Genomic DNA, 26,412 nt, shown 5'->3' with positions numbered 1-26,412 from the left:
GACAAAAGGAGTTATTTATGGAGACAAAACCTTACCTCATCGCCTTAGATCTGGATGGAACCTTATTAAAAGATGATAAAACCATTTCCCCTGAAACGGCACGGACGATTCAGACGCTGAAAGAAGCGGGCCATCATGTCTGCATCTCAACCGGCCGCCCTTTCCGTTCCAGTTCGATGTATTATGACGAGCTTGGGCTGACAACGCCGATTGTCAATTTTAACGGAGCGTTTGTCCACCACCCGAAAGACGAGTCATGGGGACGCTACCACACGTCTTTATCTGTCGATGTGGTCAGACAGCTTGCCGAACTTACAGAGACCTACCAAATACATAATGTGCTCGCTGAGATCATTGATGATGTGTACTTCCATTATCATGATGAGCATTTAATTGAGGCGTTTCATATGAATACGGCGAATGTCACATTCGGCGATCTGCGCGAAACGGTCAAAGAGGATGTGACGTCCGTATTGATTCACGCGAAGGAAGAGGACGTCGCGGACATACGCGCGCATTTATCCGATGTGCACGCCGAGGTCATTGACCACAGAAGATGGGCGGCTCCTTGGCATGTGATTGAAATTATTAAACACGGGATGAATAAAGCGGTCGGCCTGAAGAAAATCAGCGACTATTACCAAGTGCCGAGAGAACGGATCATCGCGTTCGGCGACGAAGACAACGACCTTGAAATGCTCCGATTTGCCGGGTGCGGCGTAGCGATGGGAAACGGCACGGATGAAGTCAAACAGGCCGCCGATCGCGTCACGGGTTCAAATGAAGCGGACGGAATCGCCGAATTTTTAAAATCCTATTTCTCCCTGTGAGGTTTTCCCGCTCATAACAAAAAGCCTTCCGCCCATACTAAAACAGACGACTCATCTCGTCTAAATATGGAAGGGGGACATTGCAATGGGTAAACGAAACAAATCAAAACGGTTTATTCAGCAAGGCAAGGACTCTGTCAGTCTTCATGACGCAAGATTTCCATATCGGTCTACATTAGAGGAAGCACAGCATGATGCAGCAAAAGATTCGGCTGAAAGGCAGGTTGACTTTTAATGAGAAACGAACTGTTTTCTCAAGCCAAGTCATTTGTCCAGCAGGCCGTCATGATTGCTAACGGTTTCGAGGACGGCGACCAGGAAAAAGCTGTCTCACGCGCCAAAAATGCCGTGTCTTCCGCGTACGCCAATTCGACGGATGCAGAACGTCAGCAGCTGCACCAATTTCAGGATCAGCTGGAGAAATTGCAATAAAAAAAGGCGCCCCGTTTGAGATGAGGGCGCCGCTTTTTTATTTTACTTCAAATGTTTTTACCGTTTTCAGTCTTTTTCCGATCTGATCGGACTTCCCTAAAAACGTCACCGTCACCGTGTATGTTCCCGGACCGGGCACGTTCTTCCACACATCTGAAAAGTCATACGTTTCATTCGGCATTAAGGTCACGGTCTGAAACGCCTGAGTAAACATTTTGTCTTTGGAATAGCGGTACAGTTCTTTGTGATGTTGGTCATGTACGGTCAGTTCGAATTTCTGCCCTGAGCTGAATGTGAAATCGATCGGGCTTTCGCTTTTGTTTTTTAAAGACATTTGAAATTCGATCTGCTGATCCGTCTGCACAGGATTTACGGCTAATTCCGCTTGCTGTTCATTCATCTCTCCGGATACCTCCTCAGCGGGCTCCTTCTGCCCGGATTGACTGCTGCATCCGATCAATAAAATGACCGGTAATAACAGGCCAAACAGCCACTTCATTCTATCCGCTCCTATCAGTCTTTTCTGAAGAAACCAAAGATCCCCGTCGTTTGCACGATGTTTGTGAAGGCTTTCGGGTCGACTTCTTTCACGATTTTCTCAAGGTCATACAATTCGTACCGCGTGATGACGATGATCATCATTTCTTTCTGTTCGTTTGTGTAAGCGCCTTTTGCCGGCACCGTCGTAATGCCTCGGACCATTTTCCCGTAAATCGCTTCTTTGATTTCATCAGCTTTTTTTGTAACGATCATGGCGGTCAGTTTCATGTGGCGGGTGTGAATGGCGTCAATCACCCTTGTTGTGACATACAGAGCGACAAGGGTATATAATGCTTTCTCCCATCCTTGCAATAATCCTGCCGTCAAAATGATAATCCCGTTCAAAATGAAGAAATATGTGCCGACCGGTTTATCCTTCCATTTGGCCAGCACCATCGACACGATATCAAGACCGCCTGTCGAAGCGCCGAATTTCAGCGTTAAACCGATGCCGATAGCTGAGATGACTCCTCCGAATACGGTATTCAGAAGAATATCGTGCGACAGTCTCATTTCCGGGAGAATCCCCATAAAGACGGACGTCAGCGCTACGCTTAATATGCTGTATACGGTGAATGATCTGCCGACTTTCAGCCACCCTAACACACCGATGGGAATGTTTAAGAGGAACATGAGAACTCCTGTCGAAATATAAAAGGGGGCGTATTGATCAACGACGCTTGACAGCAGCTGGGCGACACCGGTAAAACCGCTGGCATATACATTCGCCGGTATCAGGAATAAATTCAGTCCCGCCGCATACAGAAACGCGCCGATGACGACGATTGCTAATTTTTTTACTTGTTCTAGTACCATGGCTTGCTCCTCCGCTCATTTTCATTATTAGCTTTTCCCTTAAAATAAAGTTTTGAACACTATTTTGCCAAATTTATATGATATAGTTGGCATACTCTCACCAACCGGAAAGAAGGGAATTATGATGACAGTTCACCTTATTGCTGACAGCGCCTCTGACCTGCCGAAATCTTATATTGAAGAAAACCGGATCGGGTTCATTCCGCTGCACGTAACACTTGACGGAAACGAATATGAGGACGCGGTCACCATTCAGGCGGATCATATCTTTCAAGCGATGCGGGACGGGAAAGTTCCGAAAACATCCCAGGCATCACCGGATACGATAAAAAAAGTATTTTTACAATACGCGGAACTGGGAGAACCGGCGATATACATCGCCTTTTCCTCAGGTCTTTCCGGCACCTATCAGACGGCCGTAATGATCGCCAATGAAGTAAAAGAGGAATTTCCCGATTTTGATTTACGGATTGTAGATTCCAAATGCGCTTCACTGGGATGCGGCCTCGCGGTGATGCACGCGCAAACACTCTGTGTTAACGGGAATACAATACAAGAAATCGAAACGTCTGTAAAGAACTTTTGCGCACGGATGAAACATATATTTACGGTCGATGACGTCGCCTATCTCGCGCGGGGCGGCAGAATTTCAAAAACGTCCGCTTTTGTCGGGGGGCTTTTGAACATCAAACCGATTCTGCATGTGGATGACGGCAGGCTCGTGCCGCTCGAAAAATTGCGCGGACAAAAGAAACTGTTTAAACGGATTATAGAAATGATGAAGGAAGAAGGCGGCGATTGGGCGGATCAAACCGTGGGAATCAGCTATGCAGATAATGAAGAGACGGCGATTGGGATGAAGGAAATGATTGAAGAAGCGTTCCATCCGAAAGAGATCATTCTTCATTCAATCGGCTCTGCGATCGGCGCCCACTCCGGGCCGGGCACGCTCGCGATTTTTTTCCTGAAGCCATAATTTCAATGCGGGCGGGCATCCTAACGGACAGAAGGGAGGCTTTGCCGCATGAAAGATGATGACAAAAAACCGTTGGACAATAACGCCGTAAATCAGAAAAAGAACCGGCTTGCCGAAAAAAACCGGCAGGCGGGAAAAAACCAGAATTCCAAAAAACCGGACCATCTGTAAAAGCAAAACAGCCCTCTTGTCTTAGAAGAAAGAGGGCTGTTTTTTGCGCACGGATGTCCGTTACAAAGTAAACCGGCGGACCTGATCGTTTAACCGCTCTGTCAGGCTCACCAGATTATTGACGCTTTCCGCCATTTTATGAAAAGAAGACAGCTGCTCAAGCGCGGAGGCAGAAATCTCTTCGCTTCCTGCAGCCGTTTCCTGAACGACGGCGCTGATGCTTTCGGCATGATGCAGCACTTGCTCACCAAGCTGTTTCGATTCGATGATCCGTCCGTCCAATTGAGTAAGCTCCGCCTTAATATGGGCGGCTTTTTGTTCAATATGGGCGAATGATTCTGACGTTTTCTCCATCAGCTCCTGCTGTCTGTCCGCTAAAGCGACGCCGGTCGTGACAGCTCCGGTAATGGATGTGATGCCGTCTTCAATTTGCTTTACCATATCGAAAATCTGCGCGGTCGCTTTGGCTGATCCGTCTGCGAGCTTCCTTATCTCCTCGGCAACGACGGCAAATCCTTTTCCGGCCTCGCCTGCTCTGGCCGCCTCGATTGCGGCGTTTAAGGACAGCAGATTGGTCTGGTTCGCAATGTCGGAAACGGTCTGCGCCATCATACTGATGCCTGCCGCATGCTCTATGAAGAGATCGGCGGCTTCGGAAATCTCTTTTGATGTCTCATTGCTTTTATCAATGGCTTGCTTGGTCTCGGCTAAAGCACCTCGCCCCGCAGCCACCGCAGCAATCGTCTCTTCGCTGCTTCTCGTCGTTTGTTTTGAACGTTCGGCGTTCGCCTTTGAATGATCATCCATTTGTTCAATGAATTGCACCGCATGCTGCAGATCTTCTGAAATGGTTTGGGAGCCTTGCGCCATTTCTTCCGTCGATACGGACACCTGCTCGGTCATGTCCTTCAGCGTCTGGTTTTCCTTCGTCAAACCTTCCGCAAAAGTCTCGACTTCACGGCCGACTTCTCCGATCGCCTGAATTAAGGTGCGGAGCTGTTCAGCCATCATTCCGAATGAGTCATTCAGCTCTTTCAGTTCGTCCTTCCCTTTATAATCAAGCATTTCAACAGCAAGGTTCCCTCCTGCAATACGGCGGGCATTTTCAGCCATGCGGCGGATCGGCCCTGCAATTCTCTTCGTCAGCCTGATGGAAGATATGACGGTGACGGCAAGTATCACGATGGTCAGCACGGCTGCGCTGTAAACGATAAACTGAATCTGGTCAGCCGTCTGCTTCTGCATGTCTTCATAGTGATCCCGGCTTTTCAGATTCAGCATATAAATATCATTCAGGAGACCGTTGATGCGGGCCGCCGTCCTTGTCGCTTCAGCCGGGCTTTTCGAATCAAGGGCAGCGTCCGCCTCCGCCTGCCATGATTCGTATTTTTTGGCGAGTTTGTCATAAGCGGCTTTGTCCGCATCGTCCCTCATCGTTTTTTTGAGCGCCGCCAGTTTGTCTGAGCTGCTTTTCATATAGCTTCGTACATCTTCTTTCTGGGCGTCTGCGAGCGTATAGGAATAGCCGGTGATGCTTTCTTTTAACGTATTAAGGTCAGCTTTTGCTTCCTGGACGTTTAACAGCGTGTCCACTTCATCTTCATTTGAAGCCTGAATCTTCATCATGTTTACGATGGTAAAGCCGATGACGGCGGCGAAGCAAATCATCGTAACGGCTGCGTTAACGAGCAGCCTTGTCCGTAATGTCACTTCAGATCGCCTCCTTTTTCAATCAGACTGTTTTTCATATCCGTGATCTTTTTCGTCAGCCCGCCTGCGTTTTTGACAACTCTGATCTTGGCTAAGTCCATGCCGTTTTCCTTCAGTCCGTAAACGATCTCACCGCTTTTGATCTCCTTGTTGTCTTTTAAATCTTTCGCCAATTCATAGATGACATGGTCGACGTTTTTCACTAAAGAAGAGATAACGGCGTGCTCGGCGGTGTAATATTGATCGCTGTCAACACCGATGGCGTATACTTTTCGCGCCTCCGCTTCTTTCAGTGCGCCGACACCCGTGAAGCCGGCCGCCGTAAACAGGACATCGGCTTTTTTTCGGATCATGTTTTGGGCGATGCGCTTCCCGAGCTTATCATCATCAAACGTACCGCTGATTTCCGACAGCACGCGGATGTTCGGTTTGACTGATTCCGCGCCTTTCAGATAGCCTTTCTTAAACCGTTTAATGACATCGGCATCTGAACCGCCGATAAATCCGATCGTGCCGGTTTTGCTCGTCATAGCCGCCAGCGCTCCGGCTAAGAAGCTTCCTTCATCCTCTTTAAACGTGACGGAGGTGACATTATCCAGGTCTGATACGGAATCAATCAGCACAAACCGCTGCTTCGGATATTTTTTGGCGACCTTTTCTAAATCCGCCTGCATGCTGTAACCGAGCCCCACAACAACATCATTGCCTTCCCGGACAAGCTGGGTCAGTCCTTTTTCGTACGTACCGGTGTCTTTTATTTCTCTGTAATCAAATGTGATGCCGAGCTCGTCTCTTGCTTTCATCAAACCTTGAAAGCCTGAATCATTAAATGATTGGTCGCCGAGGCCGTTGTCTGTCAGCATGATGCCGATTGTTTTCGTTTTTTCGGCCGCCGTCTCCTCGGATTTGCCGGCACATCCCGCCGTGCTGAGCGCAAGCAGCAGTACAGCCGCAAATATCGCCATTTTTCTCATTGAAACTCTCCTTTTGTTTTTTTCTATAGTTATATATCGGTTCGGATGTCAGAATATTTTATTTCAATAAAATATGTATGTTCGGCAGGTTGATAAACAAATGAGGGATATAGGAGCTTTTGAGAAAATAAAAAACACCGGTTTTGGTTCACCGATGTTTTTGCAGAAAATTTATTGTTTTTCGTATGTCCAGCCGTCTTTCTGATACACTTTGCCGTTTTTCATCAGGTGCCCGAGCGCCCGCTTAAAGGCGGCTTTGCTTAAATGAAATCGTTCGCGGATATCGTCAGGATCGCTTTTGTCTCCGTAAGGCATCGCGCCGTTTCTTGATCTCAGATAGGTCAGAATCTCCTCCGCGTCAACCGAAAGCGCATCCTGCTTTCTCGGCAGCAGGGACATGTTGACGGAGCCGTCTTCCTTCACCTCGATGACACGCCCCGTCACGCGGCTGCCGAGTCTCGGCTCTTCTTTTCTTTCTGAAGGGTGAATAAACGCGCGGATGCCTTCATCGGTTATCAGAAAAGAGCCTGATGCGATCAGTCTGTACACCGTGCCTGTCAGGTCTTTATTCATGACGTCTTCCTCTGCATCCGTAAATAATTCACTGATGATATCCTCAGGCGCCGGCTTGGCAAACATGCGTCCGCGGCTTGTCACCTTCAGCATGCAATACAGTCTGTCGCCTTTTTGCGGCCAGACGGATTTGTACGGAGGCAGGTGCTCCGTTGCGACGAGCGCGTCTTTTGACAGACCGACGTCGACGAATACGCCCATATCCTCCACAGCGTCCGTCACTTCCACCCATCCGTAGTCATAAAAGCTGATAAGCGGCTTTTTCATCGTCGCCGCGAGTCTTTCCTGATGATCGACGTAAATAAATACGTCCACTTCATCTCTGTCTTCAATATCCTCTGTAATTTCACTGTTATGTAAAAGAACCGTATCCTCGCCGTCGGTTAAAAAATAACCGAAATCGGTTTGGTGATCTATACTAAGCGTGAGCTGCTGCCCTGGTCTCATGTTATCGTCCTTCCTGATTCGCCCGTATGAGGCTGATGTTTTTCTCATTTTTTCCAATATGCATAAATTCATGCTTTATGCTGTTGGACATTTCTCTTTATTCTACTATAATCAACTCATAAGTGAAATGTTATAGGAGGTTTTCTCATGGCAAAAGAAAGTTCTTTTGATATTGTATCCAAAGTTGAATTTCCCGAAGTGCAGAATGCGATTCAGATGACGCTGAAAGAAATCGGCACGCGCTATGACTTTAAAGGATCGAAAAGCGATGTAACTTTAGAAAAGGAAGAACTTGTCCTGATTTCTGATGACGAGTTTAAACTGAATCAGCTCAAAGATGTGCTGAGCGGCAAGCTGATCAAACGGGACGTGCCGACGAAAAACATTGAATACGGTAAAATCGAAAATGCCTCAGGGGGCACGGTGCGCCAGCGCGCGAAGCTTGTACAGGGCATTGATAAAGACAACGCCAAAAAAATCAACGCTGTGATTAAAAACTCCGGCTTGAAGGTCAAGTCACAGATTCAGGACGACCAAGTGCGCGTCACCGGAAAAAATAAAGATGATCTGCAGCAGATTATTGCAGCCGTCCGCGGGGCAGACCTGCCGATTGACGTTCAATTTATTAATTTTAGATAAATTATGTGATTCCTATTGATTATTGTCTCTATTTTCGGTAAATTTGGAGAAAGGGATTTTCACAGTTAAGTTTTGGAAACCCATGACAATTATATGAACGTTCTTATCAAGAGAAGCCGAGGGACTGGCCCGACGACGCTTCAGCAACCGGTGTAATGGTTTAACCCAAACCATGACCAAGGTGCTAAATCCAGCAAGCTAAAAACAGCTTGGAAGATAAGAAGAGAGACAAATGATTACAAAGTCTTCTTCTTAAGAAGACTTTTTTTATTTCTCTTTTTTCCTTGCTGAATGTGACGAAGGAGGCAAACAATGGGACTATTACAAGACTTAAAAGAACGGATTTTAATCGGGGACGGCGCGATGGGCACTCTCCTCTATTCCTACGGCATTGACAGATGTTTTGAGGAACTGAACGTATCAAAGCCCGAGGAAATCAAGCGGATACATAAGGCTTACGTCGAAGCCGGGGCAGACATCATCCAGACAAATACGTACGGCGCGAATTTTATTAAGCTCTCAAGATACGGACTTGAGGATGAAACAAAAAAAATCAATCAGGAGGCGGTCAGAATCGCGCGCGCTTCCTCAGACGGCGCTTATGTATTGGGAACGATGGGCGGCATCCGCACCTTTAACAAAAACGCCTACAGCCTGGAGGAGATTAAACGCAGCTTTCGGGAGCAGCTTTATTTATTGCTTCACGAAGAGCCGGACGGTCTGCTCCTGGAAACATACTATGATTTAGAAGAGGCGCGCGAAGTGCTGAAGATAGCGAGAAAAGAAACGGAACTTCCGATTATGCTGAACGTATCCATGCACGAACAGGGCGTGCTGCAGGACGGAACGCCGCTTCGGGAAGCCCTCAGGTCAATTGCCGATCTCGGCGCTGACATAACGGGAATCAATTGCCGGCTCGGCCCGTACCACATGATTGAAGCGCTCACCGAAGTGCCGATTTTCCGTGACGCTTATTTATCGGTCTACCCGAACAGCAGCCTTCCGTCTTTAGAAGAAGGCCGGCTTGTGTATGATACGGACGATGCCTATTTCCGGGAGAGCGCCGTACAGTTCCGCACTCAGGGCGCGCGCATTATCGGCGGCTGCTGCGGTACGACGCCAAACCATATCAGAGCCATGGCTGAAGCGGTCCGCGGACTTTCTCCCGTCACTGATAAAGAAGTGAAAATCAGACGGGAAGAAGAAGTCATCTCCGTCCGGAACGAACGGACCGAGCCGGGTTTAAACGAAATCGCCGCTCAAAAACGGTCAATTATCGTAGAGCTTGACCCGCCGAAAAAATTGAATTTTGACAAATTTCTGCAAGCGGCGGCTGAATTAAAAGAAACCGGCATAGAAGCGCTGACGCTCGCCGACAATTCATTGGCGACACCGCGGATCAGCAATGCCGCCTGCGGTTCATTGCTGAAAGAGCGCCTTGATATCCGTTCTCTCGTTCACATTACATGCAGAGACCGCAACATCATCGGCCTTCAGTCACATTTAATGGGGCTGGATACGCTCGGGCTTACCGACATTTTAGCCATCACGGGTGATCCTTCAAAAATCGGCGACTTTCCGGGGGCTACCTCCGTCTATGATTTAACGTCCTTTGACTTGATCAGGCTGATTAAGCAATTCAACGAGGGCATTTCTTTATCAGGGAAACCGCTCGGCAAGAAAACGAACTTTTCCGTAGCCGGAGCATTTAATCCGAATGTCCGCCATCTTGATAAAGCAGTAAAACGGCTGGAGAAAAAAATCGAGTGCGGAGCTGACTACTTCGTGTCCCAGCCTGTCTACTCGGAGCAGCAGCTCATTGACATTCATCATGAAACGAAACACCTCAAAACACCGGTGTATATCGGAATTATGCCGTTAACGAGCAGCCGCAATGCAGAGTTCATTCATCATGAGATCCCGGGCATTAAGCTGTCAGACAGCATCCGGGAAAAAATGGCGCTCGCCGGCGAAGACAAGCAAAAGCAGAAAGCCGAAGGCCTCGCCATCGCCAAGTCGCTTCTCGACACGGCGTGCGAACTGTTTAACGGAATTTATTTAATCACCCCGTTTCTCCGTTCTGATTTGACATCAGAGCTTGCAGCTTATATTAAGCAAAAGGATGAAAAGCGGGCTGATGTATATTTGCATTGACGCGGAAGAGGCCGCCTGATATGACAGGCGGCTTTTTCATGGTACGATACAGAAAAAGAATCAAACAAAGGAGGATTTTTTATGGTTGAAGTAAAACCCATCACCGCAGAAGACACATACGCCATCAGACACAGCGTGCTGCGCCCCCATCAGACGATTGAGGATTGTAAATATGATCAGGACAGCGTCAAAGGAGCATTTCATCTCGGAGGTTTTTACGACGGGACATTGATCAGCATCGCTTCTTTCTACCCGCAGAACCAGCAGGCTTTACAGGCGGCGCCCGCCTACCAGCTGCGCGGCATGGCAACGCTTGAAGAATACCGGACGCAAAAAGCGGGAAGCACGTTAATCGCCTATGCGGAACGGAAACTGGCAGATATGGGGGCTGCGCTTGTCTGGTGCAACGCCAGATGCCACGTGAAGGGATATTACGAAAAGCTCGGCTGGAAAAGCACGGGCAGCCCCTTTGACATACCCGGCATCGGCCCGCATGTGATCATGTATAAAGAACTCGCCTGAAACAGACAAAAGCCCTTGGGGACATGTCTCTAAGGGTATTACCTTGAATGTCACGTCTGCTTTTATATGCGACACTATTGACGCCCTCCCGCTTTTTTAATACCCTTTGTACATTACGCAACAGCAAGGATGGCAGGCAGAAAGCGATATCTGCCAATTGCCGATTTCAGCTATTATGTTTAGAAAAGGGAGTATGAGATGAATACGATCCAAAAACCGAAAATCCCGAAAGAATTGCCGGTGCTTTCTTTCACTGAAGCGCTTCAGGATGAGGAGCTCAAAGAAGTCATCATTGAAAACGGCATCGTAAACGGCAAACTGGACGGCCTGCGTGCCGAAAAAGTCATTTTCAGAAACATCGTTTTTACGGATATCTCTTTCAGACATATGGAATGTACGGATGTCCTGTTTGACAAATGCGATGTCTCAAACGCTGATTTCAGCGGAAGCATCATCCATAGAACGGCGTTTCAGCATTCAAAACTTCTCGGCTTGAATCTGGCGGATTCCGCCATGCGTCATGTACGGTTTGAAGACTGCCTCGCAAATTACAGCTCCTTCAGCTATTCCAATATGAAGCATGTCCGTTTTGACTCGTGCGGCCTTTCAGAAAGTGAGTGGAATGATGCCGTTCTTGAATACACAGATCTTGACGTCTGTGATTTGAACGGCGCAAACTTCATCGGCACGTCTCTTTTTAATATGGATATCAGCACGTGCACATTTGATCATCTGCATGTCTCGCTTGATAAGCTGAAAGGATGCCGCATCTCTCCGGCGCATGCCGTTACATTCGCAGAAGCGCTCGGCGCCATTGTGACGTGATCTTTTATTAAACGAAACGGCGGGCAATGTCCGCTATCGTTTGAATGCCTTTTTCCAAGTCCGGTAAAGATGCGTACGAATAGGAAAGACGCAGGCTTTGCCGGTCTTCGGGAAGATAGAGAGCTCCCGGATTGATCAGCACGCCGGCCTCCAAGGCACGGATGAAAAGCGTCTGAACGGTGAATGCTTTATGGAAGGTGACCCAAATATAAAAGCCCCCCTCCGGCACACGCCACTCCGCAATATCTCCCGCGTATCTTTCAAGAAAACGCAATGCCGCATCTCTCCTGATTTTGAGTTCCTTTCTGAGACGCAAAAGACGCTCTTCATAGCGGCCGCTTGACAGCCATTGACATGCCGCCCATTGAGATAAAGCGCTGGAGCCGTAATCCGTCTGCATTTTAATATCGGCGAGCCTGTCTGCAACCGGCTCAGGGGCGACGACCCATCCGATGCGCAGACCCGGGCTTACGGTTTTTGACAGCGTGCCGATATACAGTACATTCCCCTCACCGTCCATGGATTTTAACGGAGGCGGCGGTTCTTTATCGATCCATATATCACCGTATGCGTCATCTTCAATGACAGGCAGACGGTGATTTCTTGCAAGCGCGATGAGTTCCTTCCGCCGCTTGAGTGACATTACCGTTCCGGTCGGATTATGGAATGACGGAATGGTGTACAGCAGCCCCGCTTCGTATTGCCGACGGTAAGCGGGAAGATGATCCGTTTTGATTCCGCTCCCATCCATCGGCACTCCCTTAAGCCTGACGCCCGCTGATTGAAACACACGCAGGGAATGGAGATACGACGGGTTTTCAGCCAGCATGACGGAGTTTGGTTTTAGCAGCCCGATTGAAATGAGCTGAAGCGCCTGCAGCGCCCCTGAGACGATTACGATGGATGCCGGGGACGCGTGAATCCCCTTTGTTTTCAAATGTTCCGCGACGCTTTGCCGAAGCTGCAGGCTGCCCTTCGGTTCTTCATAGCCGAGCGCAAAAATGTTAGTTCCCGCTTCACGGAACAGTTCGGCCATCTCCTGCTCAGGCAGCAGCTGTTGACTCAGCTCACCCGTCCCCAGCCTGATCAGATCCGGACGCGGCTCGTTTTGATTAATGGCCTGAATCAAGGATGAATTCGGCTGATGACTCCCCGATGTAACGTACGTGCTCCAATCAAGGGGCTTAGCCGCTGCCATGATGCTCCACGTATTGTTGACGACCTTTGTGCCTCCCCCTCTTTTTCCTTCCAGAAGACCTTGGGCGATTAACTCATCAACTGCTGCCGTCACTGTGCTTCGGTTGACCTGAAGCTCCTCGGCGAGCTTTCTTTGTGAGGGAATTTTCGTGCCAATGGTCCATTCGCCATGAAGTATTTTTTCTTTTATATGCTGTTCGATCTGGAGATAAAGCGGTATGTGCGACTCCCGATCCGGACGCCAGCTGTTCATACGTCATCCCTCCTTCTTTATTTATTATACATTTGGCTGGTTCAAGTACCAGCCAAATGGCCGGAGACATCAGCACACAGTGCGGCTACAATGAGATGTAGTTGACGATTGGAGGGTTTTACGATATGAATGCCATTCTTCACGGAGTGATGCTCGCTTTCGGCCTTATTTTGCCATTGGGCGCGCAAAACGTGTTTATTTTTCAGCAGGGAGCCTGGCAAAAACATGTGTGGCAGGCGTTTCCCGCAGTGATTGCCGCGGCGGTATGCGATACGATTCTCATCAGCGCGGCCGTCGCAGGCGTGTCAATGATTATTGCAGAGATTCCCGTTTTTCAGACCGTCATGCTTATAGGCGGCTTTTTGTTTCTCAGTTTTTTAGGCTGGCAGACTTGGAGAAGCAAACCGCAGGCCGAACAGGCGAAAAAAACAGTTTTCACGGCAAAAAAACAGGCGGTCACGGCCGCCATGGTATCCCTTTTGAACCCGCATGCGATTTTGGATACTGTCAGTGTCATCGGCACAAGCTCCGCCGCCTATCCGGGAATTGATAAATGGCTGTTTGCCGGTGCTTGTATCATGGTTTCCTGGGTATGGTTCGCCGGACTGGCATTCGCGGGACGGCTCGTCCAAACGGCGGATACAGGCGGCCGGCTCCTCGGCATCCTGAATCAATGCTCGGCATTGGTGATGTGGGGTGCTGCTTTTTATTTTGCGGCGCTTTTGTTTCGATAAAAGGAATTCGGCCAGGTCATGTTGAATGTACCGGTAGGAAGAGGGGGAATTGGAATGTCAGACATTTTAAAGCTGTATCACTACCACAGATGGGCAAATGAGCAAGTTATTCAGCATCTGAAGAGCCTGCCCGCGGCAAGCTTACAGCAGAAACTGGATAGTGTTTTTCCGACTGTGAACGCCGTGCTTGTGCATATATACCGGGCGGATTACATTTGGCTTCACGTGCTTTACGGAGAAACTTACGAACAAATCGTCTCGCAATTTGATCAATTTGAAAAGCTTGACGGAGATTTTGAGGCGGTTGAACATAGAATGACTGAACTGGACAAAGAATACAGCGAATTTTTAAGAGACTTGGAGAACATGGAAGGCCCGATCTCCATTTCTCATCCGCGCATGGGAACGCTCCAGACGACATATGCCGATGTGATCCGGCATATTGTGAACCACGGCACATACCATCGCGGCAATATAAGCGCGATGCTTCACCAAATGGGCTATAAAGGCGTGCCGACTGACTACATTTTTTTCTCATACGAATCATAAAAAAGCAAAGGCCTCCCGTGCCTTTGCTTTTTCACTTCGAATCTATCATAATCCGGCATAGTTGGGGGCGCCCGGTGTAAGCTTTACAGGCCTTCCGGTTTTAAAAGATTCCGTCGCGGCGATCCCGATTTCTAAGTTAATCGCGGCATCGATGTCTGTCACAATCGGCGTTTCCCCTTTTTTCACACATTCGGCAAAGTGCTCAAGCTCCAGACGGTAAGCGTCTTTAAAGCGGGCTTGAAAATCCGGAATAATTTCGTAGCTGCTGCCTGACTCCGTTAAAATGGTGACATGGCTGTTCCGCAGCGTGCCGACTAAAATGCTTCCCGCCGTCCCGATTATTTCGGCGCGGATGTCATGGCCGTACGGAGAATTTCGGCTTGCCTCCACATCGCCGGCCGCGCCTGAATCAAACTCAAGATACGTTAATGCCTGATCGACATCGCCGCACTCCTCCATGAACGGGTGCTTTAAAACCCTCCCGTGCCCGCTCACAGACGTAACCTCGGCATTCATGAGATATCTCGCGATGTCGTAATCATGAATCGAGCAGTCAATGAAAAGCCCTCCGCTATGTTTGATAAATTCCGCGGGCGGTGCGCCTTGATCTCTTGTAAATCCTTTATAATAAATGGGTCTGCCGATTTCCCCGGCGTCGATTCTTCTTTTCGCGTCGGCGTATGCCGGATCAAACCGCCTCATAAAACCGACCTGGCAGATGACGTCCGTTTCTTCGATTTTTTTCATGACTTTAATCGATTCCTCAAGACTCAGGGTGAGCGGCTTTTCAACAAAGATGTGCTTGCCGTTTTCAGCAGCCTTCATGATCATTTCCGCATGTGTGCTTGTCGGCGTGACAATGATGACGGCGTCAATCGTGTGATCTTCCAGCAGTTCATACGGGCTCTCCGTCCATTTGGCGATTCCTAATTCTTTCGCACACGCTTCCGCCTTCCCCTTCATCGGGTCACAGACGGCCGCAAGCTCGGCTCCCCGAACTTCGCCGGCTAAATGCTTCGCATGAAAATACCCTAATCGTCCTAATCCCAGCACCGCACATCTGACTTGATCTGTCATCTATCACCGCTCCTTTTTTCTTGAGGCCGCATGCCGCAATGGCGCAAGCGGTTTCCCTTATTAAACAGAAATTATTATTTTGAAAGCGCTTTATTTATAACTCAAGCTGTTGGCTTTCTTTGCTTGCAATCCGCAGTATTTGCGCAAGCGCTTTCTCAAAAGCTGTTTTAATTTTACAATGCTTTTCGCTCGTTTGACAATGTTTTTCACAGAAAAAAACGCCCTTATCGCTGAGGGCGCGTTTTTACCGGTGCCGTAGAATGCCTGATGACGAGTTCCGGAGATAAAATGATTTTGCTTTTTGTTTTTTTCTTCCCTTGAATCTCATCAATGAGAAGTTCAACGACACGCCGCCCCATTTGGCGGATGGGCTGAGAAATCGTCGTGAGCGGCGGTGCCGTCATTTCAGCGAGAATGGTATTGTCAAAGCCGATGACGGACAAGTCTTCCGGCACTCGAATGCCCCGGGAGCGCGCCGCCTGTATCGCCGCGCATGACAAGACATCATTAAAGGCGAAAACGGCGGTCGGAAGGTCTCTGTCAAACAGCTCGCCCGCTGCCTGTTTTCCGCTTTCCAGCGAATATTCCGTCGGTATGATCAGCGATTCATCTAGTGTCATCCCCGCTTCCCGCATCGCTTTTTGAAAACCTTTGATTCTGTCTCTTTCACCCGTGGTCGAGCCGTTTCCGACGATACAGGCGATTCTTTCATGGCCTAAAGATATGAGATGCTCAGCCGCCGTATAGCCGCCGAGAAAGTCATCGATAATGACGACGTCCATCGGCGCGAGCGGTTTATCCTGCGTAATCATCGCAAGCGGGATGCCCGATTTCACAATATCATCAAGCGCCGTGACGCTGTCATCATGATCAAGTCCCGTCGCGAATATAATGCCGTCCGCCTGCTTCTGCCGCAGCATCGAAAAATACTTCGTTTCTTTTTCAGGCTGATAATCGGTGCTGCAGATAATGATATGAAACCCAAGTACACCGGCGCTGTCTTCAATGCTTTTCGCCAGTTCCCCGAAAAACGGGTTTGAAATGTCCGGGGTGATCAGGCCGATCATATTCGTCTTTTTGCCCGTCAAAGCGGATGCGTGAACATTCGGATGATAGTCCATCTCCTCCATGACACGGAGCACCATCCGGCGGGTTTTGTCACTGATCCTCCCCGTATTGTTGATGACCCGCGAGACGGTCGAGATGGAGACGCCCGCTTTTTCGGCCACGTCGTAAATTGTCATTTTCATGCTTACCGATCCCTCTTCTGTTCTCTAGTATTAGGTCAGTCCGTTTTCCGGCTTACGAATTTGCGGTATTCAAGCGGCGAAATGCCTTCAATCTGTTTAAACAGTTTGGAAAAATAAGTCGGGTCTTCCATGCCGATGGCGTCCGCGATCGTCCCCATTTTGTCATTGGTTGCGGACAAAAGACGTTTCGCCTCCGTCATTCTGACTTTGTTCGTATACTGGCCGGGCGTGACGCCGAGCACCTGCTGCATGCAGCGGGTCACGTAGTCTTGGTTGTAATGAAGTGCCGAAGAGAGCGCTTTGATGGTTGTTTTCTCCTGATAGTGCTCCTGCAGGTACCGGGCGGCCTCCCATGCGACTCTTTCCTTTGCGGACGGGATTTGGAACGCTTCTTTCTGAAGATGGAGCAGCAGCTCTTCAAACAGAATCTGCTTTCTGAGCGGCAGGTCGGAGTTCTCGGCGCTGTCATCTGTCAGCACACTGAATTGCCCGGCCATAAACTGCGGGCGTCTCACCTTCCCTTTTTGCGGCAGGGACAGCCGGTAGCGGGACGGCTCTTCAAAGCTCCCTTTTTTTCGCCTCAGCTCCGACCAGTTGTTCCCGGTTGTTTCCGTCATCTCATAATCCGCTCCTTCAAAATGAAGCCACGAATAAGATGTCGTTTCTTCACTGCCTTTTGTTCCGTAATGTTCAAGACCGGGAGAAAGCAGAATGTATTCTCCCGCTTCAACGGAAAAGGCGTTTTCGTCTTCTGTAATGTAGAGGACGCCTTCTTTCACATACAGCAGATCAAACACCGGGAAGACCCGTCTCACATGGGTTTCGCCTTTTTTGAACACTCCTTCTCCCGCAGCGATAAAGACCGGGAACGGAGGGACTGTGAACTCGAGAAAGGACATATTTCCGGCCCTCCTTTTTAAGTCGGATTTTTGCAAGAAGTTTCGTTTCTCTCCCTTTTTATTATAAGAAAATGGAGGTACACTTTTAAACGTTGATTTTTTCAGGAAAGGGGTTAAAAGAAATGAAACAAGCGATTTTAAAACGGGCTGCATTCAAACAATCCTCTGATCACAAACTCTCATTATACGCGCTGACTTGGCCGATATTTATTGAGGTTTCATTATATATGTTTATGGGAAACGCCGACACTCTTATGCTTAGCCAATACTCTGACAACAGTGTGGCGGCCGTGGGTGTCAGCAATCAGATTTTAAATTTAATTATCGTGATGTTCAGCTTTATCGCAACGGGTACGACAATTGTGATTTCACAGTTTTTAGGATCTAAACAGAAAAAAGAGGCGCAGGAAGTGGCTTATGTATCAATAGGAGCGAACTTTGTCATCAGTCTCGCCATCAGCGCCGCCATATTTTTTGCGGCCGTTCCGCTGCTTCATGTGATGGGTCTTTCCAATGAATTGATGCCGGATGCCAAAGTCTTTTTGCAGGTGGTCGGCGGGCTGTCCTTCATTCAGGCTTTGATTATGACGTTCAGCGCCATTTTAAAAAGCTACGGTCATACGAAGGATACGATGTTCGTTACGATCGGGATGAATATTTTAAATATTGCCGGAAACTTTCTTGTCATTTTCGGGCCGCTCGGCCTTCCGGTGTTAGGCGTCGCCGGTGTTGCGATGTCAACGTCCTTTGCGCGGATCATCGGGCTGATCGCGATGATTGTGATCGTCAAAAAACGCATCGGACTCGGTCTGACATGGCAAAAGATTTTTCACGTCCATAAAGAGCACTTGCGGAAACTCCTGAAAATCGGGATTCCGTCTGCCGGCGAACAGCTGTCTTACAACATTTCACAAATGGTTGTCACTTATTTTATCGCCATTATGGGCGCTCAGGCGCTTACAACAAAGGTTTATACACAAAACATCACCATGTTTATCCTGCTGTTCGGAACGGCGATCAGCCAGGGCACACAGATTTTGATCGGCAGATATATCGGCGCCAAACGGTTTGACGACGCTTATGACCGCTGCATGAAAAGTCTGTACTGGGCGCTTGGCATTGCCGCTTTGACATCCGTGATCATGACCTTGTTTTCAAAGCAGCTGATCGGAATTTTCACAAGCAGCCCTGACATTATTGCGACGGCGAGCATGCTGATCGCCATGACGATCATTCTTGAGCCCGGCCGTTCATTTAATGTCATTATCATCAACTCGCTGCGGGCTGCCGGAGATGCAAAATTCCCCGTCTACATGGCGATGATTTCCATGTGGGGTATCGGACTGCCTCTCGCTTATCTGTTCGGCATCCATTTCGGATTGGGGCTTATGGGCATCTGGATTTCATTTATCGCGGATGAATGGGTCAGAGGCATTCTTATGTACAGAAGATGGCGGTCGCGGATTTGGATTCAAAAAGGGATTGCATAAACGCCCGGAGCTTCGTTAAGAAGCCGGGCGTTTTTTTATGCTTGCGAAAGCCGTTTTCTCATGTCACCGAGCTCTGACCGGTAATGTGCCAGCAAACCGGTAACGGCGGGCCTTGAGTATAACGGAAACAGCTCCAGCTCTTCAGACGCCTCCTCGAAATACGCCTCAGCCTCGAATGCGATGTACTCCCATACATTCATAAAAGCTTTGTTGACAGTACGGCTCTCCAGCTCTTCTTCCGTATAGCCGAATTGCATCATCACCTGGCGCGGGAGACGCTTTTTCGACCGCTCATCCGTATGGACCCCCAGAAGCACCCGGGTCAGCTGAATGGCTGCTCCTAATGAAACGGCTGCATGGCGGAGTTTCTCTTGGTTCCGGCGCGCGCAAACCGGCAGCAGAAGCAGGCCGATGGCTCCGCCTGTTTGGCCCGCGTACATCAGCAGGTCATCAAACTCTTGATACGTTACTTTTTCTCTGTCAGAGATGTGGCCGGCGATAAACTCACGCAACGGCTCTTCTTCAAGCGCAAATTGCTGCCGCACATCAGTGAGCGCCTCCCACAAAAAGCCGTCGGCGCGTGCCCCGTTCAGAAAGTCTTGTGCCGCCTGTTCAAATCCTCCAAGTTCCTGCACATCAAGCCGATCAGCTTCGTGAAACAAAGCAAGCACCGCCCATGCGGCCCGCCTGTTTTTTGGCGGCAGGGATGAGAAAGTCCGTTTATATAAAGGAAAGTGCGCCTCGGCAAGCTGGGCGCATGTTTCATATTCGGTCATGGTATCACTCCTCTGTTTTTTAGTGTACCATATGTTTCACAATAAAAAGACCGATATCCTTCAGCGGAAACCGGTCGCGGCACTGTTATTCTTCTATATCGATACGGTACGCCTCAAACCATGTATGGATCTGGGCAAGATGGGCGATCAGCTGCGGGCCTTTCATCAGTTGGCCGAACCACGGCACCTGAAAAGATGAACCTTCTGTCTCCAGCAGCATTTCCAGCTTCTTTCTGTCAAGCAGGGTGTGAAGCACGGAATCTTTCTGTTGCAAAATCGTTTTCAGCCATTCTGTAACCCCCTGCGTGTATTTCGGGTGATGCGTTTTCGGATAAGGGCTTTTTTTGCGGTACAAAATATCTTCAGGAAGCAGTCCTTCAAGCGCTTTCCGCAAAATGCCTTTTTCCCGGCTGCCATGCATTTTCATTTCCCAAGGAATATTCCAAACGTATTCCACAAGTCTGTGGTCGGCGAACGGCACCCGTACTTCAAGACTTGCGCCCATGCTCATGCGGTCTTTGCGGTCGAGCAGATTTGTCATAAACCAAAGCATATTTAAGTAGAACAGCTGCCGTCTCGCTTTATCTGTTCCCGTCTCACCGTCTAACAGCGGCGTTTCCGCAATGGTTTCTTCATATCTCGCATTCACGTATTCTCTAAGATTCAGCCGTTTTTGCCACTTTTCATCCAAGAGCGTGACCCTCTCCTCAGTCGACCTCATCCAAGGAAATCCGTCTTCTTCTGCCGCGGTGTGAAACCACGGATATCCGCCGAAAATTTCGTCCGCGCATTCTCCGGAAAGACTCACGACAAAATCTTTTTTAATTTCCCGGCAGAACCATAATAGCAATGAATCAACATCAGCCATGCCCGGCAGGTCTCTGACGAGAACGGATTCCTCCAGATGTTCAACCAGCTGATCCTGCGTAATCACGCATTTATGATGCTGTGTGCCGAATGCATTTGTCATTTTATCGATCCACGGGCCGTCATCATTCGGCTGAAAGGCGCTCGCTTTAAAAAATTTGCTGTTCTCCTCATAATCAATTGAATAAGTATGAAGGGGATCTCTTCCTTGTTTCTCAAAATGAGCGGCGGCTATCGCGGTTATCGCGCTCGAGTCAAGCCCCCCTGATAAAAACGTGCAAACCGGCACGTCAGATACGAGCTGGCGTGTCACTGCATCCTGAAATAAGTACCGAATGTGAGCGGCGGTTTCATCGAAGCTGTCTGTATGCTTTTCGCTCTTTACATTCCAATAACGCCATATGGACAAACCGTCCTTTGAGAAAGTGAACGCATGGGCGGGACGCACCTCGTGAATTCCTTTAAACACCCCGCAGCCCGGAGTTCTGGACGGCCCGAGTCCGAATACTTCCGCAAGTCCGCCGCTGTCTGTGCGGGCTTTCACATCAGGATGAGCAAGGATGGCTTTCAATTCCGACCCAAACAGAAAGGAAGAGCCGTGTTCTTTATAAAAAAACGGTTTGACGCCGAGCCGGTCTCTTGCCCCGAACAGCCGCTTTCGCTTTTCATCCCAGATGGCAAAAGCGAAAATACCGTTCAAGCGGTCCACGCACTCCTCCCGCCACTCAATATAGCTGTGCAGCAGCACTTCTGTATCAGAGGTCCTCTCAAAACGGTGGCCCCTCGCCTGAAGCTCCTTCCGCAATTCCTCCGTGTTATACAGCTCGCCATTATAAATGATGGTGTACGTTTCCTCTTGATGCGTGCAGGCCATCGGCTGGCGGCCGCCTTCAATGTCAACGACCGAAAGTCTTTTATGTCCGAATAAAACATGGGGCTCTCCCCAGACGTTTGAATCATCAGGCCCTCGTTTTGAAAGAGTGTCTATCATATTGTTCATAATATGTTTCTCTTGGACGAGCTGCTTTTGAAAATCGACCCAACCCGCAATTCCACACATGTGATATCAGCTCCAATCCCGTTTCTGTCGGTTTCAAATTCGTTTCTATCAGCACTTTACCCAGTTTATGCAAAGAAACGCAGATAGTTGATTTGTCCCACTAAGACTTGTATGAGACAAGCCCGATTTGGAAAGAACGGAAGAGAAGAAACAAACAAAGGAGACCGGCACGGTTATGAAACGAAAACAGCTTTTCTCAGAAAAAAACAAATGGGGGCGCGGCACCCTGATGATAGAGGACGGCATCTGCCTCGTCGAAAACGATGAAGGCGATATCCTGCTTGCAGACAGTCTAGGAAACGCAGCCGTATTGATGAAACACGACGGCCGATGGCAGCCGGCACGGATTTGCGGCGGTGCGGCCGAAATCGGCGCAGACACCATCCCCCTGCTCGGCGGGGAAGAAATCCGTTATGAAAAAGCGGTCAAACGGCCGCTGTTAACCTTGCTCGATTCGCTGGACGATGAAACGTTTCTGCTGTTTCTCAGCCATCTGCACGGGTTCGGCCTGTCTGTATATGATTGCGTATTTTCCTACAATCAGGCGCTGTTTTCCGGTGAAGGCGTTTCGTTTTATCACTTCTCGGCGGATGACGCACAATGCGCCCTTCAGCATCATCGCGGCAGCCCGGGTAAACACGACAGATTTGAATGGACGGCATCTGACGGGCGGCGCTCCATTATGTATTCAGCGGCAAAACAAGACGGCACCGCGTAACAAACAGGCGGCACCTTTTAAATAGGTGCCGCCTGATGTATCCAGCTTTGTTTTTCACGCTGATTGACGGCCGGCGTTTGCTTTTACCCTTCACAGCCGTAGCTTTTACAGCAACAAGAGTGATTGATGCTTTTGGCATCCTGCACATCTCCTTCGCCTCATCAACATCCCCCTGTCACGGCATTTTTCATTCAGCGGCACAGTTGCGCAACTAAAAAAACCCGGATGCATCCGGGTTTTTCAAGCGATTGATTAAAATACGTGAAAGCCGATCGGCAAGTGAAGTCCGAGCAGCACCGTCAGGACGAGCACGATAATAAAACCGATCCACAGTCCGCCGGTTGATTTGCCTTTTTTCTTACGGATGACGAGCATTTCCATCAGTCCGATGGTAATGATGCCGAGCAGCATTTTTCCGGCGTACTCTCCGTTCCAATTCGCAAAACGGACAAAAAGCTCAGCTCCGGTCAGAATAATAATAATGTAGAATAAGCGCAGAATCATATGCGTAATTTTTGCGCCCTTCGCTTTTCCGGAACCGTACAGCCCGTAGCTGACAAACATCAGGATAAGCGCAACGACCCATGAAGTAATATGCCAATGTGTCATTATGTTCAATTCCCCCTATCAGATCAATCTGCCTCACTTATGGTACCACAACAAGCCGCTCGGAGCATTATCAATCGTGCGAAAGACACACAATTATCCGATTTGGTTCGACAGCGTGCCGATCGGTTCAATTGTAATGTCAATACGGTCCCCCGGCTTTAAAAATTTCGGCGGCTTAAATCCTTTTCCGACACCGGACGGCGTCCCCGTCGCTATAATGTCACCGGCTTCAAGCGTCATTCCTTTTGACAGCGTCTCGATTAATTCAGCTATCGGAAATATCATGTCACCCGTTGATCCTGATTGGCGCAGTTCACCGTTTACCCGCGTTTCAACTTTCAGGCTTTGCGGATCGCCGACGGCCGACTTATGTACAATGACCGGGCCCATCGGGCATGTCGTATCGAGGCTTTTGCCGATAAAAAACTGTTTATGTTTTTTCTGCAGATCGCGCGCTGTGATATCATTTACAATTGTATAGCCGAATATATGATCAAGCGCATGTTCTTTGGAGATGTGCGATCCGCTTTTTGATATGATTACCGCAAGCTCCCCTTCATAATCAAGCTGCTCCGTTACATCCAAGTGGCTGTTCACTGTTTCTCCGTGTCCTGTAACGGCAGCCGGGGCTTTCGTAAAAACCATGGGATGCTCCGGTATATCCGCCTCACTCCCCATTTCAACGGCATGATCACGATAATTTTTCCCGATGCAGATCACGTTCTTTGAAGGTCTCGGAATAGGCGCGCAAAGCTTTACGTCAGACAGCGCATACATAAATGAACCCGATTCGTCATTCGGTTTTTTCGCCCATTCCGCAAGCTGTCCGGCATGCGCGACAAACTTATCTCCTTTTTGAATGCACTCGATCAGCGAACCCGGAATCGTCTCAAGTTCAAACAATTTTTTTTCAGCCTTTTGCAGATCTAAGATTTTGTCATCATCAATAATCAGACCGACAAATTTTCGGCTGTTCAGTTCCCCTGTCGCAAATTTCATGTTAATCCCCCATCATTTTTAAATGGCATTCCTTTATGTATTCTTCCTCCGGGCGGGAAATCCCTCTTTTAAACAGGCTGAAAATAAGTGTAAAAGAGTATCAAAAATTGTCACTTTTTTAGTCATATTGACGAAATAAAACCTTCTTGGCCAAAATGGGTTATACTATTATCATCCTATGTTTTCCAAAATAATCGAGAATTGGAGATCACACGATGAACAAAATTGAAGAAAAAAGATTAACTTTATTCGAGACAGCGCAAAAATTCGGAATCAATGCGACGGAGACCATCAGGTGCAGCCAGGAGCTGGACAGCCTTTTAAACGGGTGCCGGGGCGGGCTCATCCAACAAACGAAAGACAGCGGGCCGAACCCGGCCGCACAGATTCAGCACGGCCGCGAAAAAAAAGAGGCTTTCTCATAAACGTGATATGTATATAAATCTGTATCATTTATGTATAAGACCCGGCATGCGTAAAGCGCCGGTGTTTTTACGTCTAAAGTTTTTTCCGCTCACAAAAATGTGCATTTGTCATAAGCTATTTTAGGCAGGCAGCCCAGATAAGCTCCTGGAGTGCAGTCATGAAAATCTTCACGAAAAGGATGTGCTCGTATGCCCGCAATTGTCGGAGCGTTTAAAATTAATGCCGTCGGTACGAGCGGAGTCGTTCATATTGGCGACTGCATCACCATTTCTCCAAAAGCAGAGGTTAAGACATTTGCCGGAGCGGGCAGCTTCAATACCGGAGACAATCTCACACTGACGAATTACAGGAATTCAACGAATGTGTACGATAATGATGTAATCGATCAGCCGATGGCAGGAAACGCATAAAGGAGGCGCCGTATGAATTTTTACGTCAATCAGTCGATCCATATCAATTACATGCGTGTAGAATCTGTCAGCAATTCCTCCATACTGCAAATCGGAAGCGCCGGTTCAATTAAATCTCTTTCCAATCTGTACAACACAGGGAGTTATGTTGAGCCGGCGCCGCCTGTCACCGCGGGGCAGCAGGCTGTAACAACAGGGGGAGGTCCCGGCACCTCATCATTTGTACCGCTCCAGCCGCCAAGCCGGTAGTTTTAATGAAGGAAACGAGACGCGAGGTGAATGTCATGTATGATCAATCCGTTTCATCCTACCTGCAGAATTTAAATTCTTTCGTCCAGCAGCAGGCGCAGCAGATTCAGGAGCTCGAACGGCAGCTGAAAGAATTCCAAAATGAAATTTCAACGCTGAAGCAGCAGCCATCTACAAGAATCGATCGGCTCGAGTATAAATTTGATCAGCTGAAAATTGAACGGCTGGAAGGAACGCTGAATATCGGGTTGAATCCGACTGATCCGAATGCCGTGCAAAACTTCGAAGTCGGCCAGACATCTCCGCAGGTCGGAATGATGCAGCAGGAACAGGCGGGCCAGCAAATGCAGCAAATCCGTCAAAACGTCGATATGTACCTGAATGAAGAAATCCCCGCGCTTTTAGAGCAGCTCGAAACTCAGTATGAGAGCAGGCTGGACGAAGCGAACAAATATCATATTATTGAAGATATCAGAAAGCAGATGGACAGCCGGATTCAGTATTATCTGTCCCATGTCCCGAAAGAAGAAAATACGGCGCCCGCGCAATATGCCGAGCAGATTGCCGAACATGTGAAGCGTGATATTGTCAGGGCCGTCGAGCACTTTATTAAACACATACCTGGTGAAATGAAAGGTGATGATCCGTCATGATTTTTACAGTGATTAACCGGAATATTGAAGTCGGCGACATCCGGTCTACCGGTGTATCCAGTTCTTCCTTATTATTAATCGGCGACACCGATTCCGTCTATCTGTCCTCCATCTTTGACACGCCTCCGGAATCTCTTATTATCGGGCCTTATGTGCCGCTGGCGCCGGAATAATGTTAAAGCGCATTTCACGCCTCCGAAACGCCAAAATCAATTCAGTCGGGATTGCGAGTGTCTTTCAAGCAGGCGATACGAATGAAATCAATATGCGGATCAAAGTATTGGCCGATCAGCGTAGTCTTGCTGTATACAGAGATGATGAAGGCTCATTTAACAAAAAAGAATACCAGATCTTTCGGCAGCCGGCCGTCATGCCGTTACCGGAAACAGGAGTCCAAAGCGCATTCTGCCATGAAAACCCTTCAATTCGGGTAAGAAATGTAAAAGTTCAAGGGATATCGTCAGCGTCCGTGGTTCAAATCGGATCGACGTCGGTCGTTCTGGGAGATTCGCGGCTGAAACATATTAGGCAGATCTTCACGCCAAGCTCACAATCACAGCAGCCCTGACATATAATGACGGTGAGAC

Annotated in this window: 33 protein-coding genes and 1 riboswitch; of the genes, 20 read left to right on the top strand and 13 right to left on the bottom strand. The window is 48.7% G+C overall.

Features of this window, described 5'->3' with window-relative positions:
* The first annotated feature begins 17 nt into the window (after positions 1-17).
* From ACWJJ4_RS10710 to ACWJJ4_RS10700, 3 genes are all read left to right on the top strand, one after another.
* Entirely contained in the window at positions 18-830 is an 813-nt protein-coding gene (locus ACWJJ4_RS10710) for a Cof-type HAD-IIB family hydrolase (RefSeq protein ID WP_039252027.1), read from the top strand.
* Positions 831-915: 85 nt separating this feature from the next.
* Positions 916-1,065, top strand: a complete 150-nt coding sequence (locus ACWJJ4_RS10705; protein WP_003155094.1) for a hypothetical protein — start codon at positions 916-918, stop codon at positions 1,063-1,065.
* The gene (locus tag ACWJJ4_RS10700) at positions 1,065-1,262 is read left to right on the top strand and encodes a DUF3813 domain-containing protein (protein WP_003155097.1); all 198 of its coding nucleotides are present in this window, start codon (positions 1,065-1,067) and stop codon (positions 1,260-1,262) included. Before ACWJJ4_RS10705 ends, ACWJJ4_RS10700 begins: the two co-directional genes overlap by 1 nt.
* Positions 1,263-1,299: 37 nt before the next feature.
* Here ACWJJ4_RS10700 and ACWJJ4_RS10695 read toward each other — a convergent pair whose 3' ends face one another.
* Both ACWJJ4_RS10695 and ACWJJ4_RS10690 read right to left on the bottom strand, forming a co-directional pair.
* Entirely contained in the window at positions 1,300-1,761 is a 462-nt protein-coding gene (locus ACWJJ4_RS10695) for a BsuPI-related putative proteinase inhibitor (protein WP_003155099.1), read from the bottom strand.
* A gap of 14 nt (positions 1,762-1,775) precedes the next feature.
* A complete protein-coding gene (locus tag ACWJJ4_RS10690) occupies positions 1,776-2,618 on the bottom strand; it encodes a YitT family protein (RefSeq protein ID WP_003155101.1) in 843 nt (280 codons plus the stop codon).
* A gap of 124 nt (positions 2,619-2,742) precedes the next feature.
* Between ACWJJ4_RS10690 and ACWJJ4_RS10685 the strand changes: the two genes are divergently transcribed.
* Both ACWJJ4_RS10685 and ACWJJ4_RS10680 read left to right on the top strand, forming a co-directional pair.
* Positions 2,743-3,594: a DegV family protein gene (locus ACWJJ4_RS10685; protein ID WP_014304769.1), complete on the top strand. Its 852-nt coding sequence runs from the start codon at positions 2,743-2,745 to the stop codon at positions 3,592-3,594.
* Positions 3,595-3,642: 48 nt separating this feature from the next.
* Complete coding sequence (locus tag ACWJJ4_RS10680; RefSeq protein ID WP_003155105.1) at positions 3,643-3,765, top strand: hypothetical protein; 123 nt, start codon at positions 3,643-3,645, stop codon at positions 3,763-3,765.
* Between the two features lie 60 nt (positions 3,766-3,825).
* Here ACWJJ4_RS10680 and ACWJJ4_RS10675 read toward each other — a convergent pair whose 3' ends face one another.
* The 3 genes from ACWJJ4_RS10675 to ACWJJ4_RS10665 all read right to left on the bottom strand — a co-directional run bounded on the left by ACWJJ4_RS10675 (position 3,826) and on the right by ACWJJ4_RS10665 (position 7,517).
* Positions 3,826-5,475, bottom strand: coding sequence for a methyl-accepting chemotaxis protein (locus tag ACWJJ4_RS10675; RefSeq protein WP_454021638.1), 1,650 nt, complete (start codon positions 5,473-5,475; stop codon positions 3,826-3,828).
* Entirely contained in the window at positions 5,472-6,449 is a 978-nt protein-coding gene (locus ACWJJ4_RS10670) for a BMP family lipoprotein (RefSeq protein ID WP_265210065.1), read from the bottom strand. Before ACWJJ4_RS10670 ends, ACWJJ4_RS10675 begins: the two co-directional genes overlap by 4 nt.
* Positions 6,450-6,620: 171 nt before the next feature.
* A complete protein-coding gene (locus ACWJJ4_RS10665) occupies positions 6,621-7,517 on the bottom strand; it encodes a CvfB family protein (protein ID WP_196333667.1) in 897 nt (298 codons plus the stop codon).
* 99 nt (positions 7,518-7,616) lie between these two features.
* Here ACWJJ4_RS10665 and ACWJJ4_RS10660 point away from each other — a divergent pair, with 99 nt between their 5' ends.
* The 4 genes from ACWJJ4_RS10660 (at position 7,617) to ACWJJ4_RS10645 (ending at position 11,609) form a co-directional block, all read left to right on the top strand.
* Positions 7,617-8,108: a YajQ family cyclic di-GMP-binding protein gene (locus ACWJJ4_RS10660; protein ID WP_012117263.1), complete on the top strand. Its 492-nt coding sequence runs from the start codon at positions 7,617-7,619 to the stop codon at positions 8,106-8,108.
* A gap of 100 nt (positions 8,109-8,208) precedes the next feature.
* A riboswitch (SAM riboswitch) is annotated at positions 8,209-8,331 on the top strand.
* An 89-nt stretch (positions 8,332-8,420) separates the two neighbouring features.
* A complete protein-coding gene (locus ACWJJ4_RS10655) occupies positions 8,421-10,262 on the top strand; it encodes a bifunctional homocysteine S-methyltransferase/methylenetetrahydrofolate reductase (RefSeq protein WP_046559476.1) in 1,842 nt (613 codons plus the stop codon).
* Between the two features lie 81 nt (positions 10,263-10,343).
* Entirely contained in the window at positions 10,344-10,784 is a 441-nt protein-coding gene (locus tag ACWJJ4_RS10650; protein WP_007409151.1) for a GNAT family N-acetyltransferase, read from the top strand.
* Positions 10,785-10,982: 198 nt separating this feature from the next.
* Complete coding sequence (locus ACWJJ4_RS10645; RefSeq protein ID WP_071392012.1) at positions 10,983-11,609, top strand: pentapeptide repeat-containing protein; 627 nt, start codon at positions 10,983-10,985, stop codon at positions 11,607-11,609.
* 7 nt (positions 11,610-11,616) lie between these two features.
* Here the strand turns inward: ACWJJ4_RS10645 and pdxR are convergent, their stop codons facing one another.
* On the bottom strand, positions 11,617-13,059 hold the full coding sequence (pdxR, locus tag ACWJJ4_RS10640) for a MocR-like pyridoxine biosynthesis transcription factor PdxR (RefSeq protein ID WP_182068773.1): 1,443 nt from the start codon (positions 13,057-13,059) through the stop codon (positions 11,617-11,619).
* Positions 13,060-13,184: 125 nt separating this feature from the next.
* Here pdxR and ACWJJ4_RS10635 point away from each other — a divergent pair, with 125 nt between their 5' ends.
* Both ACWJJ4_RS10635 and ACWJJ4_RS10630 read left to right on the top strand, forming a co-directional pair.
* Positions 13,185-13,793, top strand: coding sequence for a LysE/ArgO family amino acid transporter (locus ACWJJ4_RS10635; RefSeq protein WP_058906696.1), 609 nt, complete (start codon positions 13,185-13,187; stop codon positions 13,791-13,793).
* A gap of 54 nt (positions 13,794-13,847) precedes the next feature.
* The gene (locus ACWJJ4_RS10630) at positions 13,848-14,342 is read left to right on the top strand and encodes a DinB family protein (RefSeq protein WP_182068772.1); all 495 of its coding nucleotides are present in this window, start codon (positions 13,848-13,850) and stop codon (positions 14,340-14,342) included.
* A gap of 45 nt (positions 14,343-14,387) precedes the next feature.
* Here ACWJJ4_RS10630 and iolG read toward each other — a convergent pair whose 3' ends face one another.
* The 3 genes from iolG to ACWJJ4_RS10615 all read right to left on the bottom strand — a co-directional run bounded on the left by iolG (position 14,388) and on the right by ACWJJ4_RS10615 (position 17,568).
* Positions 14,388-15,419, bottom strand: a complete 1,032-nt coding sequence (gene iolG / locus ACWJJ4_RS10625) for an inositol 2-dehydrogenase (protein WP_156735216.1) — start codon at positions 15,417-15,419, stop codon at positions 14,388-14,390.
* Positions 15,420-15,643: 224 nt separating this feature from the next.
* Positions 15,644-16,669: a LacI family DNA-binding transcriptional regulator gene (locus tag ACWJJ4_RS10620; protein ID WP_265210064.1), complete on the bottom strand. Its 1,026-nt coding sequence runs from the start codon at positions 16,667-16,669 to the stop codon at positions 15,644-15,646.
* Between the two features lie 35 nt (positions 16,670-16,704).
* Complete coding sequence (locus ACWJJ4_RS10615; protein ID WP_146283649.1) at positions 16,705-17,568, bottom strand: AraC family transcriptional regulator; 864 nt, start codon at positions 17,566-17,568, stop codon at positions 16,705-16,707.
* Positions 17,569-17,690: 122 nt separating this feature from the next.
* Here ACWJJ4_RS10615 and ACWJJ4_RS10610 point away from each other — a divergent pair, with 122 nt between their 5' ends.
* Positions 17,691-19,058: an MATE family efflux transporter gene (locus tag ACWJJ4_RS10610; RefSeq protein ID WP_003155121.1), complete on the top strand. Its 1,368-nt coding sequence runs from the start codon at positions 17,691-17,693 to the stop codon at positions 19,056-19,058.
* Positions 19,059-19,093: 35 nt separating this feature from the next.
* Here the strand turns inward: ACWJJ4_RS10610 and ACWJJ4_RS10605 are convergent, their stop codons facing one another.
* Positions 19,094-19,834, bottom strand: coding sequence for a squalene/phytoene synthase family protein (locus ACWJJ4_RS10605; protein WP_146283650.1), 741 nt, complete (start codon positions 19,832-19,834; stop codon positions 19,094-19,096).
* Between the two features lie 85 nt (positions 19,835-19,919).
* Positions 19,920-21,761 carry an asparagine synthase (glutamine-hydrolyzing) gene (asnB, locus tag ACWJJ4_RS10600; protein WP_454021637.1) on the bottom strand — a complete coding sequence of 614 codons (1,842 nt, stop codon included), beginning with the start codon at positions 21,759-21,761 and terminating at the stop codon, positions 19,920-19,922.
* A 175-nt stretch (positions 21,762-21,936) separates the two neighbouring features.
* Here asnB and ACWJJ4_RS10595 point away from each other — a divergent pair, with 175 nt between their 5' ends.
* Positions 21,937-22,479 (top strand): DUF2777 family protein, encoded by a 543-nt coding sequence (locus tag ACWJJ4_RS10595; protein ID WP_166460959.1) that lies wholly within the window; start codon positions 21,937-21,939, stop codon positions 22,477-22,479.
* Positions 22,480-22,514: 35 nt separating this feature from the next.
* Positions 22,515-22,694, top strand: a complete 180-nt coding sequence (locus tag ACWJJ4_RS10590; protein WP_454021636.1) for a hypothetical protein — start codon at positions 22,515-22,517, stop codon at positions 22,692-22,694.
* A 37-nt stretch (positions 22,695-22,731) separates the two neighbouring features.
* On the opposite strand, the gene ACWJJ4_RS10585 is transcribed toward ACWJJ4_RS10590, so the two are convergent.
* On the bottom strand, positions 22,732-23,088 hold the full coding sequence (locus ACWJJ4_RS10585; protein ID WP_105937889.1) for a YisL family protein: 357 nt from the start codon (positions 23,086-23,088) through the stop codon (positions 22,732-22,734).
* Positions 23,089-23,181: 93 nt separating this feature from the next.
* Positions 23,182-24,087 (bottom strand): fumarylacetoacetate hydrolase family protein, encoded by a 906-nt coding sequence (locus ACWJJ4_RS10580; RefSeq protein ID WP_146283652.1) that lies wholly within the window; start codon positions 24,085-24,087, stop codon positions 23,182-23,184.
* A 215-nt stretch (positions 24,088-24,302) separates the two neighbouring features.
* Here ACWJJ4_RS10580 and ACWJJ4_RS10575 point away from each other — a divergent pair, with 215 nt between their 5' ends.
* The 6 genes from ACWJJ4_RS10575 (at position 24,303) to ACWJJ4_RS10550 (ending at position 26,393) form a co-directional block, all read left to right on the top strand.
* On the top strand, positions 24,303-24,512 hold the full coding sequence (locus tag ACWJJ4_RS10575; protein ID WP_025649564.1) for an aspartyl-phosphate phosphatase Spo0E family protein: 210 nt from the start codon (positions 24,303-24,305) through the stop codon (positions 24,510-24,512).
* A 189-nt stretch (positions 24,513-24,701) separates the two neighbouring features.
* Positions 24,702-24,923: a spore germination protein gene (locus ACWJJ4_RS10570; RefSeq protein WP_003155135.1), complete on the top strand. Its 222-nt coding sequence runs from the start codon at positions 24,702-24,704 to the stop codon at positions 24,921-24,923.
* Positions 24,924-24,935: 12 nt separating this feature from the next.
* Positions 24,936-25,172, top strand: coding sequence for a spore germination protein GerPB (locus ACWJJ4_RS10565; protein WP_003155138.1), 237 nt, complete (start codon positions 24,936-24,938; stop codon positions 25,170-25,172).
* Between the two features lie 35 nt (positions 25,173-25,207).
* Positions 25,208-25,825: a spore germination protein GerPC gene (gerPC, locus tag ACWJJ4_RS10560; protein ID WP_031378472.1), complete on the top strand. Its 618-nt coding sequence runs from the start codon at positions 25,208-25,210 to the stop codon at positions 25,823-25,825.
* The gene (locus ACWJJ4_RS10555; protein WP_003155141.1) at positions 25,822-25,998 is read left to right on the top strand and encodes a hypothetical protein; all 177 of its coding nucleotides are present in this window, start codon (positions 25,822-25,824) and stop codon (positions 25,996-25,998) included. Before gerPC ends, ACWJJ4_RS10555 begins: the two co-directional genes overlap by 4 nt.
* Positions 25,998-26,393, top strand: coding sequence for a spore germination protein GerPE (locus ACWJJ4_RS10550; RefSeq protein ID WP_367069734.1), 396 nt, complete (start codon positions 25,998-26,000; stop codon positions 26,391-26,393). The genes ACWJJ4_RS10555 and ACWJJ4_RS10550 overlap by 1 nt, the downstream gene beginning before the upstream one ends.
* Positions 26,394-26,412: the final 19 nt, after the last annotated feature.

It is taken from the genome of Bacillus sp. JK62, from assembly GCF_053663455.1.
The sequence above is the reverse complement of the archived record's forward strand: the minus strand, read 5'-3'. Positions and strand labels throughout refer to the sequence as shown.

Bases quoted from the DNA above. Each gene is read 5' to 3' on its own strand.
- ACWJJ4_RS10610 (WP_003155121.1), top strand. From the start codon at position 17,691: ATGAAACAAGCGATTTTAAAACGGGCTGCATTCAAACAATCCTCTGAT.
- ACWJJ4_RS10655 (WP_046559476.1), top strand. From the start codon at position 8,421: ATGGGACTATTACAAGACTTAAAAGAACGGATTTTAATCGGGGACGGC.
- ACWJJ4_RS10670 (WP_265210065.1), bottom strand. From the start codon at position 6,449: ATGAGAAAAATGGCGATATTTGCGGCTGTACTGCTGCTTGCGCTCAGC.
- ACWJJ4_RS10700 (WP_003155097.1), top strand. From the start codon at position 1,065: ATGAGAAACGAACTGTTTTCTCAAGCCAAGTCATTTGTCCAGCAGGCC.
- ACWJJ4_RS10680 (WP_003155105.1), top strand. From the start codon at position 3,643: ATGAAAGATGATGACAAAAAACCGTTGGACAATAACGCCGTAAATCAG.
- ACWJJ4_RS10705 (WP_003155094.1), top strand. From the start codon at position 916: ATGGGTAAACGAAACAAATCAAAACGGTTTATTCAGCAAGGCAAGGAC.
- ACWJJ4_RS10555 (WP_003155141.1), top strand. From the start codon at position 25,822: ATGATTTTTACAGTGATTAACCGGAATATTGAAGTCGGCGACATCCGG.
- ACWJJ4_RS10585 (WP_105937889.1), bottom strand. From the start codon at position 23,088: ATGACACATTGGCATATTACTTCATGGGTCGTTGCGCTTATCCTGATG.
- ACWJJ4_RS10570 (WP_003155135.1), top strand. From the start codon at position 24,702: ATGCCCGCAATTGTCGGAGCGTTTAAAATTAATGCCGTCGGTACGAGC.
- iolG (WP_156735216.1), bottom strand. From the start codon at position 15,419: ATGACAGATCAAGTCAGATGTGCGGTGCTGGGATTAGGACGATTAGGG.
- ACWJJ4_RS10580 (WP_146283652.1), bottom strand. From the start codon at position 24,087: ATGAAATTTGCGACAGGGGAACTGAACAGCCGAAAATTTGTCGGTCTG.
- ACWJJ4_RS10650 (WP_007409151.1), top strand. From the start codon at position 10,344: ATGGTTGAAGTAAAACCCATCACCGCAGAAGACACATACGCCATCAGA.
- ACWJJ4_RS10590 (WP_454021636.1), top strand. From the start codon at position 22,515: ATGTATCCAGCTTTGTTTTTCACGCTGATTGACGGCCGGCGTTTGCTT.
- asnB (WP_454021637.1), bottom strand. From the start codon at position 21,761: ATGTGTGGAATTGCGGGTTGGGTCGATTTTCAAAAGCAGCTCGTCCAA.
- ACWJJ4_RS10685 (WP_014304769.1), top strand. From the start codon at position 2,743: ATGACAGTTCACCTTATTGCTGACAGCGCCTCTGACCTGCCGAAATCT.
- ACWJJ4_RS10665 (WP_196333667.1), bottom strand. From the start codon at position 7,517: ATGAGAAAAACATCAGCCTCATACGGGCGAATCAGGAAGGACGATAAC.
- gerPC (WP_031378472.1), top strand. From the start codon at position 25,208: ATGTATGATCAATCCGTTTCATCCTACCTGCAGAATTTAAATTCTTTC.
- ACWJJ4_RS10710 (WP_039252027.1), top strand. From the start codon at position 18: ATGGAGACAAAACCTTACCTCATCGCCTTAGATCTGGATGGAACCTTA.
- ACWJJ4_RS10550 (WP_367069734.1), top strand. From the start codon at position 25,998: ATGTTAAAGCGCATTTCACGCCTCCGAAACGCCAAAATCAATTCAGTC.
- ACWJJ4_RS10660 (WP_012117263.1), top strand. From the start codon at position 7,617: ATGGCAAAAGAAAGTTCTTTTGATATTGTATCCAAAGTTGAATTTCCC.
- ACWJJ4_RS10635 (WP_058906696.1), top strand. From the start codon at position 13,185: ATGAATGCCATTCTTCACGGAGTGATGCTCGCTTTCGGCCTTATTTTG.
- ACWJJ4_RS10690 (WP_003155101.1), bottom strand. From the start codon at position 2,618: ATGGTACTAGAACAAGTAAAAAAATTAGCAATCGTCGTCATCGGCGCG.
- ACWJJ4_RS10645 (WP_071392012.1), top strand. From the start codon at position 10,983: ATGAATACGATCCAAAAACCGAAAATCCCGAAAGAATTGCCGGTGCTT.
- ACWJJ4_RS10695 (WP_003155099.1), bottom strand. From the start codon at position 1,761: ATGAAGTGGCTGTTTGGCCTGTTATTACCGGTCATTTTATTGATCGGA.
- ACWJJ4_RS10630 (WP_182068772.1), top strand. From the start codon at position 13,848: ATGTCAGACATTTTAAAGCTGTATCACTACCACAGATGGGCAAATGAG.
- ACWJJ4_RS10605 (WP_146283650.1), bottom strand. From the start codon at position 19,834: ATGACCGAATATGAAACATGCGCCCAGCTTGCCGAGGCGCACTTTCCT.
- ACWJJ4_RS10595 (WP_166460959.1), top strand. From the start codon at position 21,937: ATGAAACGAAAACAGCTTTTCTCAGAAAAAAACAAATGGGGGCGCGGC.
- pdxR (WP_182068773.1), bottom strand. From the start codon at position 13,059: ATGAACAGCTGGCGTCCGGATCGGGAGTCGCACATACCGCTTTATCTC.
- ACWJJ4_RS10620 (WP_265210064.1), bottom strand. From the start codon at position 16,669: ATGAAAATGACAATTTACGACGTGGCCGAAAAAGCGGGCGTCTCCATC.
- ACWJJ4_RS10575 (WP_025649564.1), top strand. From the start codon at position 24,303: ATGAACAAAATTGAAGAAAAAAGATTAACTTTATTCGAGACAGCGCAA.
- ACWJJ4_RS10565 (WP_003155138.1), top strand. From the start codon at position 24,936: ATGAATTTTTACGTCAATCAGTCGATCCATATCAATTACATGCGTGTA.
- ACWJJ4_RS10615 (WP_146283649.1), bottom strand. From the start codon at position 17,568: ATGTCCTTTCTCGAGTTCACAGTCCCTCCGTTCCCGGTCTTTATCGCT.